We start from the raw sequence: 19,832 nt of genomic DNA on the forward strand, positions 1-19,832 counted from the left end.
GATACTTCTTATGGTTTTTGTAATAGGGAATATGGTAACAGCAGCAGACAGGGTGGAAATCTTTACTGATCCCACAAAAGGAGATTCATATACTGTGTGCGTTAGTCTCGCCATAGAAGACTCAGAGGTTAGCCGAACTAAATTTGCGAAGGAGATACAGGCAATTTATGACCACCACAACCTTAAATTAACTTACAGTGATGACGGTAAATTTTGGCAATTACCCCATCTGACACTTGTGATGTTTGAGAAAGTTAAATTAAAAAATATTAAAGCATTCGACGGAATTTTTGAACAATTAAAAGGAACAAAGCTTGATTTTATACCTGAATCTTATGGCTTTTTTGGGCGGGGAGACCAACTTATATCCATGCCTCCTTCATCCCTGACCGAGGAAGCTAAAAAACTTAATGCTGACATCCTTGCATGGGTTAATGAAAGTCTTGACAAGAGCTACTATAGAGTATGTAGAAATACACTGATGAAGAATCTCAAACCTCATTTATCTCTTAATACATGCGTTAATGATAAGAATGTGCAGGGACGAGTCCGCCGAATTCTTGGCCAGTCTTTAAACGCAACCGTCATAAAATTAGACCATGTTATTATTACATCTACCAATGAATGGTTTTGATACAGATCGCCTGTGAATGTTGTTTCCCCTTAAGCTATGGCTTGCCGGGGAGACCTCCCATTATCATTGGATCCTGTGACGGCCAAAAGTGAGCTTAATTTTTCAATTGCTTGATCGTTTAGCGTCTCATGGGCCTGAGTATTTGTCGATGTTGCGAGGATATGGGTCAGGGCTTCTTTTGCGTGCTCTGCAAGAGTTTCTCTTAAGGCGAGGATGGTTGCGTGACGCATCATGTCAATTGTCAAATCAGCCGTATGCTGTTTGGCTGTTAAAACAGTATTGATTTCTTCGTCTGTGAGTCGTTGCAACTCTTCAATACGTTTTTCTGCTAGAATTTTAAGGTTGTCAATTTCTGTTGTTAGTTGTCGTTCGGCGCGGCGCTCTTGGCTAAACTGTTCTTCAGCGGCCTTAAAAGCTGCTGTTGCTTTCTCAAGAGTTATTTGGATTTCTTTGATCTCGCTGTCGAGCGCCCCAACAGCTTTGTGATATCCAAATTTAAGGGCAATTCCTATAAAAACGACAAAGCCAATAAAAACGACAAAGCTCGCGTCAAAAAAATTGGATTCATGCATCGTTTAAGATCCCTTCTTTTTGGAAGTTTTTGCAGCAGCCAATTGTCCAGCCTCAAGCGGTTGTTCTGTCAAAGTTTGGTACATATCTTGAAGTAAGTGACCGATCATATCCTGAGAAGCTGCTAGAATTTCTTGTTTGTCCTGGGCTAATTTATCTTGAACCTCATTAGCATGGTGCTGGAGCTTTGCTTCAAATGTGTGAATTTTCTCATCTTTAAGCTGTGTTAAATCGGTAATGACTTGATTAACTTTGGCGTGAATCTCCATTTTGGCAGCTTGCAAGTGATCAGCATTGAGTTGATTCAACTTATTGGCCTCATTCATTAGCTGATCGGTTTTTTGACGCAAATCCTCGAGTTCCTTGGCTCGCACTGCCATAGTTTGGCTCAGGCGGGGGACTAAAAAGGCAACCATAGCAAAGCAAAGGATTGCAAAGCAAATCACAAGCCAAAATATCTGTGATGGAAATGTTGAAGCATCTAGCTGTGGCACTTTTAATCTCTCCGAATCATTTAATAAGAGGCCCCTTGGAGAGTACATATTACCGTATCTCCAAGGAGGACTCAACTTCTTAGCTAAATAGAATCATCATGGCAGTGACAAACGCCATCAACGCAATGGATTCTGTTAGCGCAAAGCCCAACAACCCAACCGGCATAATATCAGCCTTAGCTGATGGGTTACGCGCAATAGAGGTAATTAAGTTTGAAAAAATATTTCCCAGACCAATACCTACCCCCAGCAGGGCGATAACTGCCATACCAGCACCGATCATTTTTGCTGCTGCTAAATCCATGGATCTTCTCTCCTTTTTAGATGTTAATGCAAATGAATTGCATCATTTAAATAAATACAGGTTAACACCGTGAACACATAAGCCTGGAGGAATGCCACCAGGAACTCAAAACCCACCACCGCCAGGTTCACGACAAAGGGTAGGGCCGCAACAGGGAACAAATTGGTCCCTGCCAAAATAATCACAAACCCCGCAAAGATTTTAAGCATGGCGTGACCTGCCATCATATTGGCAAATAAACGAACGCTTAAACTTACAGGCCGTGTGAAATAAGACATAATTTCGACGGGCACAAGCAATGGCATAATATAGATTGGGGTGCCTGCTGGGCAAAACAGCCGTAAAAAATGTGTTCCATGCTTTACAAAGCCAAGAATTGTAACACTGATAAAGACAATAAGCGCCAGACCAAATGTCACAATAATATGGCTGGTAAATGTAAACCCATAGGGAATCATTCCCAGAAAGTTACCCATCAAAACAAATAAGAATAAGCTCATTACATAAGGAAGATAAGGAAGACCTTCTTTGCCAACATTATCTGTTACCATTTGGCTAATGAAACGGTGTAGGGATTCTCCAATAAATTGGATGCGAGATGGTACCAACTGCGGGCGTCGGGTTGCTGCATACATCAATCCAATGGAACTAAGAGTTGCGAGCACCATAAATAGAGACGAATTGGTAAAAGAAATATCATAGCCAGCGAGCGCTAGATTGATTAAAGGGGTAATCATGAATTGGTGCAACGGATCAATCATCAGCAAATCTCCAGGTCATGGGAATAACAGGGGTGATTGTTAAAAAAAGGCGATGGGGAGAAGGAAGGCAGAGGCTTGGTACAAAAAATTAAACTCATGACTTTTTCTCCGAATCACTTGTTTTTTCTTTGGAATTGCTTGATTCTACCGTAGAAAAGTCGCGTTGGACAAGCCTAAAAATATTTCTAAAGCCTGCGGCCGCCCCAAGCAGAATCATAATAATTAATCCAAAGGGTTTGGTTGAAAAGAAATGGTCAATTGCCAATCCAAAAATAACGCCCACAATAATCCCCGATACAAATTCCGTTCCAGCTCGAAGGGCAAGGCTGGCTATTGCATTTCCGGGTTTCGGAGTGTTATTTCTCATAGAGGGCGACTCATTTTACACCAACTTGAGCTCACCTTAGCAAAAAAAATAATTTTGGTAAAATTGAATCTTATGAAATTGACAGTTATTGATAGAAAAAAATTTGAGCAACGCTTTCCCGATCGGCAGCATGCTATCTTTAATTTTGCGCCATATGGCAGTGTGGAGGTTGACTACACTGGCAACATCTTGCATGGATTGAGGCCCTCAGCGATTTCCACTGAAACGGATCTTCCCGACTTTCATGAATTGGTTGTGTGTGGAACAGCGTTTCAAGAAAAAGTATGGCGGGCCTTATTGACTATTCCGTTCGGGGAAACGGTATGCTATAGCGATATTGCCCATAAAATTGGCCATCCAAGGGCAGTTCGCGCGGTGGGATCAGCGCTGGGTGCGAACCCGATTGGTGTTATTATTCCCTGTCATCGAGTCTTAGCTAAGTATGGTAAGATTGGCGGATTTGATTGGGGAATTGAATTAAAGCAAAAATGGCTCGCTATAGAAGCCGACAGCGGATCTACCAAAGAACATCCTTAACGTCATGAATATTCCGAGTTAAGTGATGCTTCATCTTGCGCAACGCCCGGGTTTCTAATTGGCGCACCCGTTCTTTACTAATATTCATCAGGTCACCAATTTGTTCCAGCGTTAAAGGAGTATCGGTTAAATGGCGACATTGAATGATTTGCCGCTCCCGAATAGGAAGTTGGCGCAAAGAGGCTTCTAACCAATGACGCCGCACACAGCGATCATATTCTTCGAGGGCTTCAGTTTCAGGACTCGGACCTTCATCGGCCAGGGTGTCAACCCAGTCTTCATGACTTTCTTCGCCAATGGGGTTACTGAGGGATAGATCATGGGCCGCTAAGCGATTTTCCATAGTTTCTACTTCCCTTACAGATACTTTGAGGATGTCGGCTATCTTTTGACGATCCTGCGGAGCCAGATGATCGGTGGTGACGCTTGCTAACTGAGCTCTCAGGCGGCGTAGGTTGAAAAAGAGTTGTTTTTGTGCTGACGTTGAGCCAGTTCTAACAATGGACCAATTTTTTAAAATATAATCCTGAATAAAGGATCGGATCCACCATTTGGCATAAGTTGAAAAACGAACATCTCGTTCAGGTTCAAAGCGCTCTGCGGCTTGCATTAATCCAACGTTACCCTCTTGAATCAAATCGCCGATAGGAAGACCATAGTGGCGAAAGCGGGTAGCCGTTGCAACAACCAATCTGGAGTAGGCTTTGGTTAGATCATGAAGGGCATGCTCATCACCCTTTTCGCGCCAGGCTGTTGCTAATTCCATTTCCTTTTCACGGGAGAGAACAGGCTGGTTCATAACACCTCGAACATAGGCTAGGTCCGCCTTTTGAGTTTGGTGGTCACCATACACAGATAATTTTTCTGACACAACCGATCATCCTGATTAACTTGTCTCACCCCCAAAGTAGAATCAAAACTGTAAAAATCTGGTTAAGAGAGGGAAAGAAATATGAGCGGCATTAAAGGGACAAAGCGGGGAGATCAGGAAAGCAATGCTCAGAACAGGCGGCCTTGATCAAAATTGAAAGGGATATGAATCTTAGGCTAATCATCCTTGCTTGATTTTTTTCTTACAAAAAAAGCTGGACAGCTAGTTATTTTTTCCTTATACATGTTATATGCTTGTGCCCGGATAGCTCAGTTGGTAGAGCAAGGGATTGAAAATCCCTGTGTCGCTGGTTCGAATCCGGCTCCGGGCACCATGCAGAGGATATCTTGATTTTTTCCTTGTGCCCCATATCTTTATCTAAGTGCATAAAATAAACAAATAAAGGCTATTATTATGGGTGTTGATCCGGAAACCTTTGTTGCTTTACATCATAAGCTCGAAGCTCTTAAGAAGAAACATGCTGAACTTGAAATTCATATTCAGTCTTCATTTCAAGATCCTGCCCGAGATGACCTTGCTGTTCATCGTTTAAAGCGAGAAAAACTAGCGCTTAAAGACCAAATGGCTAAAGTTGAAGCCATGATGGTGCCTGATATTATTGCTTAATAAAATTATATTTACCTCTTTATCAATCTCAATCTCAGATTCTCTATTTATCCCTTTTTATAGGTTATCTCTAAAAATCCTGATTTTTCTAAAAATTATAGAAATAAAATTAAAACATCTTTAATTGTTTATTTAGAGGCCACGACCCCATAGACGAATAAAGTGTGTCACGGTATCCTAATAAAGTGTGCTTAATAGAAGCTGCAATTTCTAATCAACAGGCAGGTCAGTTCGTGATGGAGACAAAATTTTTTAGAGCCATGCCGTGGAAGCGTTGGGATGTTATGGTTGCAACCGCAATGCTCAATGGATTGGCTTTATTTATGTCGTTGATGATGATCCATCTGTATGATCACGTCTTGCCCAGTAAATCTTACTCACTGTTGAACTTAACCGTGGTTGGTCTTGCAACAATGGTGGTGCTTGAGATTATTATTCGCCATGCCCGGTCTCGAGTTTTGAGTTGGTTAAGGATGCGCTATTCTTATCAGACCCAGGCTGCGGTGTTTGATCGATTGGTGGCTCCTTCTTATCCGTCTGACAGTCGAGTGCAGTTTGCCGAACAACTTGACATGATTGATAAGAGCCGTAACGTGCAAGATTTTTTGAATCGTCAGGAATTCTTGGCATTTTTAGATTTGCCGTTCATTCTAATTTTTGCTGGGGTTGCTTGTTTTTTGTCACCCGTTCTTATGGTCATTCCGACGCTGGGGATAATGCTTCTGGTATTGATGGGGATTTATCGTGGTAAGCAGCTAACTGATATTTTAAACAAGCGACAGCTTCTCGATCATCAGCGCTCTATCCTTTTAACCCAAACAGTGCAGAACTATCATACGCTCAAAACTTTAGGGATGGAGAATCTGCTATTACGCCGTTATGAACGACTGCAGTATCAAAAGGCATTTTTTGATAACGATATCCATCAGGTTGAGGGCATGACGCGAGATCTATCCTCTATTATCTCTTATGCCGTGGTGGCGGGTGTATTATGTGTCGACGTGCACGAAGTTTTGCTGGGGCATTTATCAATCGGAACGCTGTCAGCGTGTGTGTTTCTGACCGGTTTAATGATATACCCCTTACAGGCAATTTTTTCGAGTTGGTTCAATGTGAAATGTTTCCAGCAAGCCAATAAGAAACTCATCAGTCATCTTAAGGCACGGCAAGTGCCAGCAAATTCAAGCGCGCAAGAGCTTGAATTGACAGGAGAATTCCGGTTAGAAAATATTGAATTTCAATATCCAGGCACAGAAAAGCCCATTCTTTTAAACCTTAATTTGTCGGTTCAATCTAATACCATTGTTACAATTTTTGGCCCCACCGGTGTTGGTAAAACGACCTTGGCTCAGTTAATTATGAATCGGTTAGAACGACGCCAGGGTAAAATTACGTTTGATGGGCATGATTTAAAAGATATTGACGCTCCCAGTTTTGCCAGACAAGTTATGGTTGTTTCTGCTTCCACCCCTTTGTTTACCGGTACCCTTATGGAAAACCTAACCCTATTTCGGGTTGGCCCCCTTATTGAGGAGGCTATTAAGCTTTCTCAAGATTTGGGCTTAGCTGCTTGGGTAGAAGCCCAACCTCTATCTTACCAAACGGCGATAAGGGAGGATCTATCTCTCAGTATTCCTGATGGGATTAAACAGCGTATTGGATTAATTCGTATTCTTTTAAATGAGCCAAAAATTTTAATTCTCGATGAAGCGAATGCTGCTATTGATGGTGAAGGTGATGCGCAGCTAAAGCAAACTTTGATGGCCTTGAAAGAAGCGGCGACTATTATTTTTATTACGCATCGTCCATCAATGAAGCAAATTGCTGATGAGTCTTATGATTTAGTGAATGGCGCTCTAGTTCCGAGTATGAATGTTAGTCCAACTCTAAAGTCTTTTAAGACGATAACAACTAAAGCAGAGACAGGGCAGGGATGACGAATTTTAATTACATTAACTGTCTAAAACCGTTATTAAGAACCTTGGGTTGGCAAGGATCTTCGCGACGGGTCTTTGAAGCCGTGCCCTATGATGTAACTGAGATTGATTTAATTGATCTCAAGAATATTTTTGTCAGCTTGGGGTATACTTGTTACAGCAAGAAAGTAAAGCTGTCGAAACTATCACGGAGCTTTCTACCAACCTTATTCATCAATGAATCAAAGGGTATTTTTTGGGTTATTTATGAACGCACTGAAAAAGATTTTCTTTATATTGATTGCAGGAATGGAGAGAAAGCAGCCATCCCTGTCTCTAAAAGACTTAGTGGCGTTCGCTATAATTTTGTCAAAGGTTTGCATCCTGAGATATCTGCTAAGTCTTGGTTTCTTTGCCTATTTGACCGCTTATCTCGAGACCTGTGGCAGCCGGTTGTAATGGCTATTTTAGGGGGGCTAAGCACGCTGGCGATTCCCTTATTTGTTCAGTTTATGTATGATCATGTCATTTCCATTCAATCAGAGAAAATGGTGCCTTATTGTGTGGGGGGATTGGGGCTTGTTTTTCTGAGTATGATTTTATTTGCCTACATCAAAAATCGGTATTTATCCTATTTAGGGGCTCGGTTAAATATTTTGATAAATAATGATATAGAACGACAATTAATGATGCTCTCTCCTTCCCATTTAAAAGAGGACTCGATTGGAGAACAGGTATTAAAATTGCGGCAATTTGATTATGGTCGTGAGATGGTTCCTAGATCGCTTGTTCTTGCCCTATTCGAGCTGCCGATTATTATTTTAGCGACCATTGCAATGGCTATAGTCGGACAAGAACTTGCTCTTATTCCTCTTATGGCAATGGGGTTGACTTTAATGTTGGTAAAATTTTTCTATGGTAGGTTGTCTTCCTTAACGACAAAGGCTGTGGCCGTTCATAAAACTTCCAGTAATTTTATCCATGAAACCCTGTTAAGTTTGCAAGCTCTTCACAATCTTGCAGCCGAACGTGCTTGGAGCGATCGTTATCGTACTTATGGAAGCGACACTGCCATCCAAGAGCGTGTTTTAAGCGATAAAATTAATCAATTATCAACGTGGAGTTTAAGCATCTTAAAAGGGGCTGGTGCTTTAACAGTTTGTTGGGGCATTCAACAAGTTATAGAGGGAAATTTGTCAGGCGGCACCTTGATGGCGGTTATTATTCTCATGGGGCAAGTTTTCTGGTCACTGTATACCTTAGTGGGACAAGTGCAGGACCTGCCTTTATTCCGTGAAACTGTATCTAAAATAAATCAATTAATGGTGGCACCTATTGAAGGTTTGCCTACCATTCAATCGGCGATTAAACCGCAGGGTCATCTTAGTGTTGATGATGTGTATTTTCGTTATCCGGGCCAATCGAAAATGGCTTTACAAGGTGTGCGGATGGAAGCAAATCCAGGGGAGATTGTTGCTATTATTGGTCAGAATGCCTCGGGCAAATCGACTTTTGTTCGATTGCTGATGCGACTCCATGATCCAATGAGTGGTGATATCAAGCTTGATGGCATCAATATTAATACTTTTGATCCAATTGCTTATCGGCAATCCATTGGCTATGCCCCCAGTGTACCGCAGTTCTTTGTCGGCACAATTGCGCAAAATATGAGATTGGCGCAACCAGAGGCTACGGATAAGGAAATCTTGTACGCTTTCGAGCAAGTTGGAGTGACCGAAGAGATACACAAGTTGCCGAATGGTATCCATACGCGATTATCAGATCAATATCAGCAGGACTATTCGGCAGGGTTCTTACAAAAATTGAATTTGGCTCGGGCCTTAATTCGTGATAGCAATGTTTTGATTTTTGATGAACCTGTCGGCAATATCGATTTCAAGAGTGATGCTGTTTTTAAGGACACCATCCAAAATCTTAAAGGAAAAAAGACAGTCATTATCGTGACCCATCGTCCAAGTATTATTAACCTTGCCGATCGTATTTTGGTGCTTAATCAGGGCATAATGCGATTATTCGGGCCTAGAGAACAAGTTCTCAACATTCTTTCGGGGAATGCAGCATGATAGACACACCACAAACAGCAACCTTAATCCCAGCTTCTCTTCATGAAGTAAGTCGGCAATTACCAACGCTGAAACAGTCAATCTTTCTAGAGGAAAGCCGAGCACCACGGTTATCTCAGCTAACCATTTTATCTATGATAGGCCTGTTGGCAGCTTTTATAGGATGGGCGGCGATTACCCCTCTTCACCAAACCATCAATAGTCGAGGTGACATTGTTGCCTCGGATAAAATTAAGGTTATCCATCCGCCCGAAGGAGGCATCCTCACTGAATTGAATGTTCATGAAGGGGATTTGGTTAAGGAAGGACAAATTCTTATCGCCATGGATTCCCATGCTATAAAATCTGATTTAGAGGCTTTGGATATAAGGGTACAATTGCTGCAAATTAGAGCGGACAGGCTGCGGGCTTTTGGATTAAATCAAAACTTTGATCTGACGCAGTATCCCAATTCGATGGCAAAGATTGTCGCGGATCATAAATCTATCTATGACATGCAAATTCGTAATCGTGAAGATCAGCGTTTAAGCATTGTGAATCAGATAGAACAACGCCGTGCTCAACTAGCGCTTACCTTAGGCCAAGAACATGATGTGCGGCATCAAATGGAAATAGCTGAGCAGCAACGGGATGTGGCTAAGAAACTCTTTGAAAAAAAGCTTGGTACAGGAACAAATTATCGTCATGCTGAGGATAATCTATCAAAGCTCCGTAAAGAGTTGAATTCTTTAATCAATCAATCCCAAGAGAATCGTCAGCAAATTACCGAAGAAGAAGGTCGTATTGTTGAACTTGATACAAGTTTGCGTCAGAATGCGCTTAAAGAAATGGGGGAAGTGACAACAGAATTATCTGTTCTTAAGGAACAAAAAATTCGACTAAAGGATCAGTTAAATCATTTAACGCTCAAGGCCCCTATCACCGGTGTGGTCCGCGGATTAGAGACGATAAAGATTGGTGAAAAAATTCAGCCGGGCCAGCAAATTTTACAAATAGTTCCGCTCGAAAATATCGAAGCAGAGGTTAAAATCACCCCTTCTGATATGAAAACCATAAAAATAGGGCAATCAGTTCGTCTGCAAGTTTCTGCTTATGATGCTCAGTTAAATGGCTTTTTAGAAGGTACAGTAGTAAGCATGGCCGAGATACCATCAATGGGGACTGATAATCAACCCTATCACAAAGTTATGGTGAGATTGGCGAAAAACTATGTCGGAACTGAGTCCCAGCAAAACCAATTAATTCCTGGTATGGCTGTCACTGCCGATATTCAGGTGGGTGAAAAAACAATACTTCAGTATATGACTCACCTCATTCTTAATCCATAAAAAAGGTCAAATGGCCCGTCTCAATGGGATCCTATAATTTGGTCTGTTTGGGGGGATCTAGATTTTGACAACGGGCCGAGAATAATCCCTATTAAGCCAATGCCGATGAGAATCATGAGGTGGTGGACTAAACTTAGTGGGTTATGCCATTTTTGCCAACAATAAGTTGCAACTAAAGGGGCTGTGCCAGACATCAGCAGGGAGCCTAGAGAATGACCTAAACTCATGTGACGATACCGAGAAGTCATTGGAAATTGCCGCATCAGCAAGACATACCCTGGGGCATGCATCAAGGAAAGGCAAAGGCTTAGACTACATAAAAGAAGGGGGCTTGGAGACGGCGTGAATGAGAGGAGAGGGGTAAAGAGGAAAGCAAATAAGATTCCGCTGATGAAAACAATTTCTCCTCCATAGCGTTCGCTGAGAAAAGCTGCCATTAAAAGACCTGGGCAATAAAAGGCAAGGCACAGACTGATGAGGGATTGAGCCTGAGCCGCTGACATGATTGAGAGGATAGAGGTCCAATAGGTGGGTTGGTAGACGAAAAATAGATGATAGGTTCCGCCAACGGCCCCACAGATCATAATGACAGACAATAAACCCCGATAATTTGGTTTGATCCAAAAAGTTGCGGGTCTTTGAAAGTGGGGCGATTCAGTAATGTGGCGCCTGATCTTGAGAAGTAATAGGCCAAGAATACTCCCGATTAAGAAAGGAATTCGCCAATAATTGGGAAATTGTTTAGCAATAAAGGTTCCCTGAGAGGCTAGAAAGATACCTATATAACAGGATAAACCCACGATAGCATTGTTGACAAAAGGGTAGTGGGCCGGATTGGATTCATACAATCGAATGCGGACTCCATCACTTTCGCCGGCAATAAAAATTCCTTGCAATAGTCGTGCTAACAGAACAATGATCATGGCAAGCGTGCTATTAAGCCCAGACGGTAAAGCCGTAATAATGAGGGTGGGTAGAACAATGCCGAGCATGCTCCATCTTAAGGCAAAGCGGCGACCATAAAGATCACCGATCCAACCAAAGATAAGGGCGCCTAGGGGCTTGGCCAGGGAGCTTGCACAAAATAAAAGATATGTTTGAAGAAGGGCACTCTCTTTATTTAAGGCTGGAAATAAATGGTGTGCCAACAGGCCTGCGCAGAACCCGTATAAGGCATAATCATAATATTCAAGTACCGTTCCAAAAAGGGCTAAGCGTGATTGGGGTTGTTTGAAAAGCGTTAAGATGCGTTGCATTAAGTGACCTCCCTCCGTCGGTGTTAACCGAATCAGGTTCAAAGGGTTAAGGTTGATGAACAACCTTTCTCAGCCCGAAGGCACCCCTGGTTTAAAAAATATAGTGTATGGAATCTATCGTTTTACCTAAATGATAGATGCGAGAAAAGCAATAATGCTTCCTGCGAGTTTGAAAATAGCGAAACTAATTAAGAGTGTCAATACCATTCCCACCACAGCGAGAATTCCATCTTTTTCAATTAAGGCAAGACTAAGGAGTGCCACCCCCAGCCCGCCTAAGAAATTACCAAACGGAATGGGGAGAGCAATAATAATTCCCAACAACAAAATGAAGAAACCGATGACTTGTTCCATTCCCTTGTGAGTTAGCCCTATCCATCGTGGCCGCACATAGTGCTCAATTTTAAGTAAATAAGGGGAGGCTTTTCTGAGAATAGTCAAGAGAGTCTCTCGTTCAATATAGCGATGACGAATCTTTTCTGGCAGCCAGGGTTGGGCTCGATTCATCATCAATTGAATGGCAACCAAGCAAATAGGGATACCGAAAAAGGTTGATGTGCCGGGAATGGACGTGAGTAAGAGCACATTCGGCAAGGCCAGGATCAACAGCAGTAAGCCGTATCCCCGTTCCCTCAATGAATTGATAAGGCCATCGACAGAAATGTGGGAATCCTGATGGGTATAAACATATTCTTCGAGCAATTCTGTGATGGTTTTCTTACTCATGGGAAGCTCATCTTCGAAATCTAATAAGCATAGAATACCTGTCATAATCCCAATTTTTTATTAATATCTTTCAACAAACCGTTCCATGCCTCCCTTTGATTGTCCAGAAAAAGTGGTTTTTGGGGAAATTAATGCAAAAAGCTTCTCTTCCCGGGGCCGACGAGCCGGGAACTCGAGCTGACAGGCGATGGTTCTTGCATTATCGAGTTTCCGGGCCATTCTAGGCTTGTGGAGAAGGATAAAAAAGATCCCCAGCTCCCGAAAGAGGTGGGGAAAGAATTATCCATGGTGGTGGATGGATAAGTTGATCTACAGCAAGTCTTTAGATTAATTTTTATTTTTATTTTTACTTTTATTATTTTTCTCAGGTTCATCAGTCACAGACTTATCCATACCCTTGATTTTAAGTAGATTTTTGTTTTTGCTATAGTCTGCTCTCACTTTAGAGAAGTCTACTGTCTCCCCCAATTCTTCTTGCAGTTTTGCTGCATTTTCCTCAATATATTTGTCAACTTGCTCGTCAATAATTTGTTTTTGTTCTGTGGTTCTGTAATTATTATATTCCCATAACACCCAATTCTGCCAGACCCACTTTTTCTCAGGATCGACAGTGTGAATAGCCTGACGATAAATATCTCTGAATCTTTTAATCTTTGTTTTCCACTCAGGCGCTACACTAGATGTTGTTGAAAGGTTTTCCTCTATGACTTGTTTGTTTTTTGGCTGAGAAGTGCCCGTATCTTTATCCTCATCCCATTCAAATTCAATGTTATCTTCATCATCACTGTCTATCTCCATACTTTGCCGTCTGGTTTTCATTATGTCTCTCAAAGTAGCAAGCATAGCAGATTGGGTAAGGGGTTTTTCATTTTCATATTGGGTTTTAGTTGATGTTACTGGCTTGAATATTGTAAAGATAGGTACAAATTTTTCCTCTTCAATTTCTTTTTTAATTGTGCGTAATAAATCTAACTCCTCCGAACTTAAATTTACTTTTTTATGTGTTTTTATCTGATCTAATAAGGATTGTTGCTCGCTTTTTTCTTGAGAAGTGTCTTGCGCAAATGGTTTTTGTTCAGCTTTTTCCTTTCGTTTCTCTTTCCCTTTATATACTGTGCTGCTTGTTAGCTGCGGCTTAGCGTTAAGAGTTAAAGCTTGTGGATTAGAAGGAGGGGGAGGCGCCCAGGACTGGGGAGCAGAACTAGAGCTAGAACTCGTTGCTGTAGGTTTAGGAACAGCTAGCATATCGGGGAAATTTAGGTCAGCAACAGCTCTAGACTGTTGATCACTACTGTGTTCCCTTTCAAGGTCCTCAATTTTTTCTTTATCCTGTCTTGCCGCTTCTTCTAGCTGTTGAATTCGCTGTTGAAGTCTTTCTAGTTCTTCATTCGGCGCTTGACGTGCTTCTTCCAGCTGACGTTGCCGCTCCTCTAAAGCCTGTTGAGCAAGGCGTTGAGACTCTGTTAGTTGGTTAATTTTCTGTTGAAGTCTTCCTAGTTCTTCATTCGGCGCTTGGCGTGCTTCTTCCAACTGACGTTGCCGCTCCTCTAAAGCCTGTCGAGCAAGGCGTTCAGACTCTGTTAGTTGGTTAATTCGCTCTTGAAGCCTTCCTCGTTCTTCATTCGGCGCTTGGCGTGCTTCTTCCAACTGACGTTGCCGCTCCTCTAAAGCCTGTCGAGCAAGGCGTTCAGACTCTGTTAGTTGGTTAATTTGTTCTTGAAGTCTTCCTAGTTCTTCATTATGAGCTTCTTGTGCTTCTTCCAACTGCTGTTGCCGCTCCTCTAAAGCCTGTTGAGCAAGGCGTTCAGACACTGTTAGTTGGTTAATTCGCTCTTGAAGTCTTCCTGGTTCTTCATTCGGCGCTTGGCGTGCTTCTTCCAACTGCTGTTGCCGCTCCTCTAAAGCCTGTTGAGCAAGGCGTTCAGACTCTGTTAGTTGGTTAATTCGCTCTTGAAGTCTTCCTAGTTCTTCATTATGAGCTTCTTGTGCTTGGGCCAACCTCTGTGTCGCATCTGCTAACTGGTTACGCAGCTGGTTAAGTCGGGCGTTCAGAAGTTGTAATTGCTGAGGATTGATGGCGTTATCGGCCACAGGAATAAGCGGCGCCTGAACTGGTTGAGCATTACGCTGTATAATGCCCTGAGCCAAAGGAGGTTGCTGCTGCTGAAGGAGCTGCTGTGGCTGTAGTCGTCTCTGCTGCTGTAGGAGTTCCGCATTAATTTCTTGTGCTATAGTTGTTAAACCATTAACGGCTAGGTTTCTGGAGACCTGCGGCTGATGCTGCCTTACAAATTCATACAAAGTTCTTTTTTGATCGGCGCGTGACATGCCGTGCAAGTTATCCAGGTTAAATGGTTCTGCCGTATGGGAAGCTGAGCTTAATAAGGCAAGGCAGAATAAAGATCGTATTTTCATTTTTATATCTTCTATTTAATTTGTTTTTTCAATAGGTGGGCTGTTTTCTTCCCCTAACAACAGTTTATAAAGGCCGTCACTATCATCAGTTACAATGAATAAGACAGGCGAAGCATCAGGGATGAAATATACGGCTTAACTTTGGTAGAGACTGATTCTCTATCTAGGTCTCTTTTAATTAATCGGTATGTTTTGATGGGACCATACAGGGCGATGCGGCCTTCTAAGCCAACTTGAACTTTGTCAATCTTCTTTTCAATTCCAACGCCAAAAACAGGAGCGGTTTTCCATTTTGCTTTTACAAAGTTGTCCGACCCTACGATTGCACCACTGCCGAGATCAACATTGTCGACATTGTAAGTATATTTAAAGCGGCTGACATCGACGCCAACCAATCCATAAAGACGATATGAGTCAGCAATCTTGCCCCCAACACGTACCACTAAGCTTGTGTTTAAATGTCGAGATAATTTTGGATCTAAGCTACGTTGGGTGAAGAGAGTCCCATTCCCCATTAGATCAAAAGATTCATCATTGATAGTATTTCGAAGCTGGCTATTGACTCTCCCTTGACCAATTTGAAATTCCGGACAAATAAATAAAGGAAGCTGGGTTAGATCGTAAGAAGTACCAAAAAAGAAGTAACCATTCGCCTTATTGCCTGAAAGATGCCGGCCATCTGTAAATGTTAGTTTGTTTCCTTCAAAGTTTATCATAGATCCGTAGCTTTTACCCCCCATGTGGTCCCAGGAAAGAGCTACCCCCATGTAAGGGTTACCAAAAACTGAAGCATTGGCTTGGCCTATGGTAGTCGATAATAACAACACGGCAAGGGATGGTGCAACATACTTTATTTTCATGGATATTTCCTTTAAGTTAATCAGTGGGGCGCCTCCCTGTTTATTGATATAAACGCTTATATCCATAATCTCAGGCGGCATTTCTGTAGGATGTTTTATCAATAAAATTATAATATGTCCACATTATATATAATAAAAAATCACGTTGTTTATGATATATGAAAGCAATAACATCACCTTTTTATTTTTTTAAGTAATTGTATTAAAAGTATTATTTTCGCTTTGTTTAGAGAAAATTTTATTTGTCCGGGTGATAAAAATATAAATTATAATCCATAATTTTTTGCATCACTTTTCTTTTTTGATATAAATAGCTAATTTAAAGTATAGGATGAAGGGACATCCCTTAAGGTTCTTCATTTTATTGCCGCTCATCATGAAAAGGATTCCATGAACGGCAATTGGGACCAAGCGAGGGATGAGGTTCTGAAGGTGCTATCTTGTCGTGGCTACTGACCATGAATAAAAGGGAAGAGGACTCTTCTTACTCCAGGTGATGTAGTTGTTTGCTTCCTGACCTCTAGAATGTTAGGACTTGTAGGGGTTCTTGGTAGGGGATGTGGATCCGAATTTTCTTTTCCTTTATTTCCCTCTACTTTTTGCGCTTCTTGTTTTATAGCGTTGTAGAAACTTTTGAATGGTTTAAACTCTTCTTCCTGCTCTAGCAGTCTTTTGTGAGCCTCTAGGAGCTCTTGCATCAATTTATCCAACTGCTGCTGTTGAGTGTCATTCGTCTCTTTTTGTTTTCTATTTTCTTCTTGTAGATTATGAACTTGGTGCTGTGTTTTCTCCAGCTGCATTTGTCGTTCTTCTAACATCTCTTGTTTAACGTCATTAGATTCTGTTAGCTTTGTAATTTCTTCTTCCAGATTATAGACTTGAAGCTTATAAGCTTCTTGGGCTTCAGCCAGCTGATGTTCCGTGTGTTGGATTTTATTTTCTGCTTGTTCCAACTGATGTTGCTGAGTGTCTGAGGTTTGCTGCTGAGTTTCTGTAAGCTCTATTAGATTTTTAATTTTTCTTCTAGACTATAAATTTCATTTTCATGCCCATTTCTAGCAGCAGCAAATTGAAGTTCTTTCTGTTGCAGCTCATTTTTTGCTTCTTCCAGCTGCATTTGTCGTTCTTCTAACATCTCTTGTTTAACGTCACTAGATGCTGTTAGCTTTGTAATTTCTTCTTCCAGCTTATGGACTTGAAGCTTATGAGCTTCCTGGACTTCAGACAGCTGATGTTCCGTGTGTTGGATTTTATTTTCTGCTTGTTCCAACTGATGTTGCTGAGTGTCTGAGGTTTGCTGCTGAGTTTCTGTAAGCTCTGTTAGATTTTTAATTTTTTCTGCTAGGCTACAAATTTCATTTTTATGCTCATTTCTCGTAGCAGCAAATTGAAGTTCTTTCTGTTGCAGCTCATTTTTTGCTTCTTCCAGCTGCATTTGTCGTTCTTCTAATGTCTGCTGTTGAACTTCACTAGATGCGGTTAGCTTTGTAATTTCTTCTTCCAGATTATGGACTTGAAGCTTATAAGCTTCTTGGGCTTCAGCCAGCTGATGTTCCGTTTGTTGGATTTTATTTTCTGCTTGCTTCAGTTGAATTTGCTGAGTGTCTGAGGTTTGCTGCTGAGTTTCTGTAAGCTTTATTAGATTTTTAATTTTTTCTTCTAGACTATAAATTTCATTTTCATGCCCATTTCTAGCAGCAGCAAATTGAAGTTCTTTCTGTTGCAGCTCATTTTTTGCTTCCTCCAGCTGCAGTTGTCGTTCTTCTAATGTCTGCTGTTTAACGTCATTAGATTCCATTAACTTTGTAATTTCTTCTTCCAGATTATGGACTTGAATCTTACGAGCTTCCTGGACTTCAGCCAGCTGATGTTTGGTCTCCAGAATTTTATTTTCTGCATGCTCGAGCTGAATTTGGTATTCTTCTAACGTCTGCTGTTGAGTTGCATTAGAAATTCTTAATTCTCTAAGTTGCTCTTCGAAACTATCAACTTGCCCCCTATAAAGCTGTTGAATTGCTTCAAATTGACGTTGTTTATTTAGAATTTCATTTGTTGCAGAATTAAGTTCCTGTTGGGTATCAGCTAAAATCTGTTGCTTTTGTTGTCCGCTTTCAATTAAATCGGCAATCTGGTCGTGAAGTTTTTTGATTTTTTCTGCATGTTTGTCTTTGGTGTGCGCAACTTCATCTTCTTTCCTCTTAAGGAGGTTATTTGCTATATCTAATTGATCTTGGATAGCATTTAAAGCTTGCTGGTCAAGCTGTTTGCTTGTGGTTAAGTCATTTAAGTTTTGAATTAATAAGGTAATTTGCTGCCCATATTCCCGCTGAACTTGCTCAAGTTCTTCTTGCTTAGCATTATTCTCCCTAATCGCAGTTTCAAGTTTTTGTTGTAATTCATCTAAAGCTTGCTGATCAGATTTTTTCTGCTTTATCAATGTTGTAATTTGCTGTTGAAGTTCCTCAGCTTCCTGATAATAATCACTTTGAGCACGCTCTAGTCTTTCTTGTTTAGCATTAATTTCGCTCCTTGCAGTCTTAAGTTGATGCGTCACTCTCGCTAAAGTCCCTTGACTACCTTCTTTCTCTTCTAGCAATGCTGTAATTTGCTGTTGAAGTTCTTGGGCTTGGCGAGCGTGTGTATTGTGGACCTGAGTAAGCTCTAGTTGTTTAGCATTAAAGTTGTTATTTGCAGCTCCCAGCTGTTGCTGAAGGGTTGATATATTTAATTGATCACGGCGCTGCGAGGTGGTTAAAGTCGCAACTTGATTTTCTAATCCTCTGACTTGATTTTGTAGTTGACTAAATTCTGCCTGTTGGGTGGCAAGCTGGAGTCTCACGGTTGTTAGTTTTTCCGTTTTTCTTCCCAGTTTTTCAGTCAGGACCTGTACCCGAGGATCCACTCTTGGCTGGAGAAGAGATTGTTGTTGTCGTTCTTTTATTGAGGTGTTAATTTTATAGGTCTCAATTGTCAGATTTCTAACGGTCATATAAGTAGGGAGCGATGGGTTATATTTTCTTACAAATTTATCCAAAGTTTGTTGCTGAGCCACTGCTCCTTTGCCCCGCAAACTATCAAAATCAAAGGGTACTTCGTTAAATGGTTCTGCGGTATGGGAAACTGTGCTTAATAAAGCAAGGCACATTAAAGATCGTATTTTCATTTCTATATCCATCATTAAATTTGTTGGTTTTCTATAGACTTACAACCCCTTCGCCATAGCAACGTTTCCCAAATGCTGAAGGTTTTAACACCCTAAAGCATAAGATAACCGAAGCATAACCGAAGAAATGTAGGGATTCACTTTTGTTGATACTAGCTCTCTTTCTGCCACTTGTTGCACCGTTCTCGACGTTTTGATCGGACCATAAAACGCAATACGATAGTCCAGGCCGATTCTGATTTTGTCAATTTTCTTGGCGATTCCTCCTCCAAAAACTGGCGCAATTTTCCATTTGGATTTGATAAAAGTTTGGAAGCCATTGATCTCGGCCGACGTGGTCTCAACATTTTCGACAATATAGCTATATTTAAAACGACTAACATCGGTACCAATAAGGCCATAAAGATCGAAAGATTCGAGGACTTTACTCCCCAGGCGCACAATAAAACTTGTGGTCATTTGTCGACGGAGCTTTGGTTCCATCCGACGTGGCAGGAGAGTACCAGAGCCTAAACGTACATTCGGATCAGGGGCAGTATTTTTGATTTGACTCTGGAAATCCCCTTGGCCAATTTGAAATTCGGGACTGATAAACAAGGAAATTTTTTTTAAATTATAAAAAGTTCCAAAAAATATATAACCATTCATTTTGTTGGCGCATAAAGATAAACCATTGGAGAAAGCTAATCTGTTTCCGGCAGGATTGGTTAAAATACCATAACTTTTACCGCCCATGTGGTCCCAGGCCACAGCTAAGCCGGCGTAAGTTTCATCAAAAACGGCGGCATTAGCTTGATTCAAGGGGGGAGAATAAAAAAATTAAAGCAAGGGAAGATGAAATATATTTTAATTTCATGGCGATTTCCTTTATTTATTTGTGATTGTGGATTTTCAATAATTTTATGTAAAATTGATTTTT

General features: G+C 41.3%; 19 protein-coding genes, 1 tRNA gene and 1 riboswitch. Of the genes, 7 read left to right on the forward strand and 13 right to left on the reverse strand.

The annotated features are described in order from the left end of the window. Positions 1 to 10: 10 nt before the first annotated feature. On the forward strand, positions 11 to 634 hold the full coding sequence (locus ID47_RS10435; RefSeq protein ID WP_232223233.1) for a hypothetical protein: 624 nt from the start codon (positions 11 to 13) through the stop codon (positions 632 to 634). A gap of 29 nt (positions 635 to 663) precedes the next feature. Here the strand turns inward: ID47_RS10435 and ID47_RS10440 are convergent, their stop codons facing one another. From ID47_RS10440 to ID47_RS10460, 5 genes are all read right to left on the reverse strand, one after another. After that, complete coding sequence (locus ID47_RS10440) at positions 664 to 1,206, reverse strand: hypothetical protein (RefSeq protein ID WP_038466318.1); 543 nt, start codon at positions 1,204 to 1,206, stop codon at positions 664 to 666. Between the two features lie 3 nt (positions 1,207 to 1,209). After that, entirely contained in the window at positions 1,210 to 1,698 is a 489-nt protein-coding gene (locus ID47_RS10445; protein ID WP_198022295.1) for a F0F1 ATP synthase subunit B family protein, read from the reverse strand. Positions 1,699 to 1,777: 79 nt separating this feature from the next. Continuing rightward, positions 1,778 to 2,002: an ATP synthase subunit C family protein gene (locus ID47_RS10450; protein ID WP_038466322.1), complete on the reverse strand. Its 225-nt coding sequence runs from the start codon at positions 2,000 to 2,002 to the stop codon at positions 1,778 to 1,780. A gap of 23 nt (positions 2,003 to 2,025) precedes the next feature. Beyond that, complete coding sequence (locus tag ID47_RS10455; RefSeq protein ID WP_038466326.1) at positions 2,026 to 2,763, reverse strand: F0F1 ATP synthase subunit A; 738 nt, start codon at positions 2,761 to 2,763, stop codon at positions 2,026 to 2,028. Between the two features lie 94 nt (positions 2,764 to 2,857). Further along, a complete protein-coding gene (locus ID47_RS10460) occupies positions 2,858 to 3,130 on the reverse strand; it encodes an AtpZ/AtpI family protein (RefSeq protein WP_051908847.1) in 273 nt (90 codons plus the stop codon). A 72-nt stretch (positions 3,131 to 3,202) separates the two neighbouring features. On the opposite strand from ID47_RS10460, the gene ID47_RS12095 reads away from it, so the two are divergent. Beyond that, positions 3,203 to 3,667, forward strand: coding sequence for a methylated-DNA--[protein]-cysteine S-methyltransferase (locus tag ID47_RS12095; protein WP_051908848.1), 465 nt, complete (start codon positions 3,203 to 3,205; stop codon positions 3,665 to 3,667). Here the strand turns inward: ID47_RS12095 and ID47_RS10470 are convergent. Beyond that, positions 3,648 to 4,538, reverse strand: a complete 891-nt coding sequence (locus ID47_RS10470; RefSeq protein WP_075261599.1) for an RNA polymerase factor sigma-32 — start codon at positions 4,536 to 4,538, stop codon at positions 3,648 to 3,650. The genes ID47_RS12095 and ID47_RS10470 overlap by 20 nt on opposite strands. Positions 4,539 to 4,796: 258 nt before the next feature. Between ID47_RS10470 and ID47_RS10475 the strand changes: the two genes are divergently transcribed. The 5 genes from ID47_RS10475 (at position 4,797) to ID47_RS10495 (ending at position 10,493) form a co-directional block, all read left to right on the forward strand. After that, positions 4,797 to 4,872 (forward strand) — tRNA-Phe (locus ID47_RS10475). An 80-nt stretch (positions 4,873 to 4,952) separates the two neighbouring features. Further along, positions 4,953 to 5,165: a YdcH family protein gene (locus ID47_RS10480; protein WP_038466327.1), complete on the forward strand. Its 213-nt coding sequence runs from the start codon at positions 4,953 to 4,955 to the stop codon at positions 5,163 to 5,165. 164 nt (positions 5,166 to 5,329) lie between these two features. Further along, positions 5,330 to 7,102, forward strand: a complete 1,773-nt coding sequence (locus ID47_RS10485) for an ATP-binding cassette domain-containing protein (protein ID WP_156956740.1) — start codon at positions 5,330 to 5,332, stop codon at positions 7,100 to 7,102. Further along, positions 7,099 to 9,165 (forward strand): peptidase domain-containing ABC transporter, encoded by a 2,067-nt coding sequence (locus ID47_RS10490; RefSeq protein WP_038466331.1) that lies wholly within the window; start codon positions 7,099 to 7,101, stop codon positions 9,163 to 9,165. The genes ID47_RS10485 and ID47_RS10490 overlap by 4 nt, the downstream gene beginning before the upstream one ends. Then, positions 9,162 to 10,493 (forward strand): HlyD family type I secretion periplasmic adaptor subunit, encoded by a 1,332-nt coding sequence (locus ID47_RS10495; protein WP_038466333.1) that lies wholly within the window; start codon positions 9,162 to 9,164, stop codon positions 10,491 to 10,493. Before ID47_RS10490 ends, ID47_RS10495 begins: the two co-directional genes overlap by 4 nt. 20 nt (positions 10,494 to 10,513) lie before the next feature. Here ID47_RS10495 and ID47_RS10500 read toward each other — a convergent pair whose 3' ends face one another. The 7 genes from ID47_RS10500 to ID47_RS10530 all read right to left on the reverse strand — a co-directional run bounded on the left by ID47_RS10500 (position 10,514) and on the right by ID47_RS10530 (position 19,714). Continuing rightward, positions 10,514 to 11,749 carry an MFS transporter gene (locus ID47_RS10500; RefSeq protein ID WP_038466336.1) on the reverse strand — a complete coding sequence of 412 codons (1,236 nt, stop codon included), beginning with the start codon at positions 11,747 to 11,749 and terminating at the stop codon, positions 10,514 to 10,516. Beyond that, positions 11,742 to 11,847, reverse strand: a riboswitch (TPP riboswitch). It overlaps the preceding gene by 8 nt. Before the next feature lie 28 nt (positions 11,848 to 11,875). After that, entirely contained in the window at positions 11,876 to 12,520 is a 645-nt protein-coding gene (locus tag ID47_RS10505) for an exopolysaccharide biosynthesis protein (protein WP_038466338.1), read from the reverse strand. A gap of 282 nt (positions 12,521 to 12,802) precedes the next feature. Next, positions 12,803 to 14,890, reverse strand: coding sequence for a coiled-coil domain-containing protein (locus ID47_RS10510; protein ID WP_038466341.1), 2,088 nt, complete (start codon positions 14,888 to 14,890; stop codon positions 12,803 to 12,805). An 89-nt stretch (positions 14,891 to 14,979) separates the two neighbouring features. Then, entirely contained in the window at positions 14,980 to 15,750 is a 771-nt protein-coding gene (locus tag ID47_RS10515) for a hypothetical protein (protein ID WP_038466344.1), read from the reverse strand. Positions 15,751 to 16,199: 449 nt separating this feature from the next. Then, on the reverse strand, positions 16,200 to 16,703 hold the full coding sequence (locus tag ID47_RS10520) for a hypothetical protein (protein WP_038466347.1): 504 nt from the start codon (positions 16,701 to 16,703) through the stop codon (positions 16,200 to 16,202). 50 nt (positions 16,704 to 16,753) lie between these two features. Next, positions 16,754 to 18,913: a coiled-coil domain-containing protein gene (locus ID47_RS10525; protein ID WP_156956741.1), complete on the reverse strand. Its 2,160-nt coding sequence runs from the start codon at positions 18,911 to 18,913 to the stop codon at positions 16,754 to 16,756. An 84-nt stretch (positions 18,914 to 18,997) separates the two neighbouring features. Then, on the reverse strand, positions 18,998 to 19,714 hold the full coding sequence (locus tag ID47_RS10530; RefSeq protein ID WP_038466354.1) for a hypothetical protein: 717 nt from the start codon (positions 19,712 to 19,714) through the stop codon (positions 18,998 to 19,000). Between the last annotated feature and the right edge of the window lie 118 nt (positions 19,715 to 19,832).

The sequence above is a fragment of the Candidatus Paracaedibacter acanthamoebae genome (assembly GCF_000742835.1).
GTDB lineage: Bacteria > Pseudomonadota > Alphaproteobacteria > Paracaedibacterales > Paracaedibacteraceae > Paracaedibacter > Paracaedibacter acanthamoebae.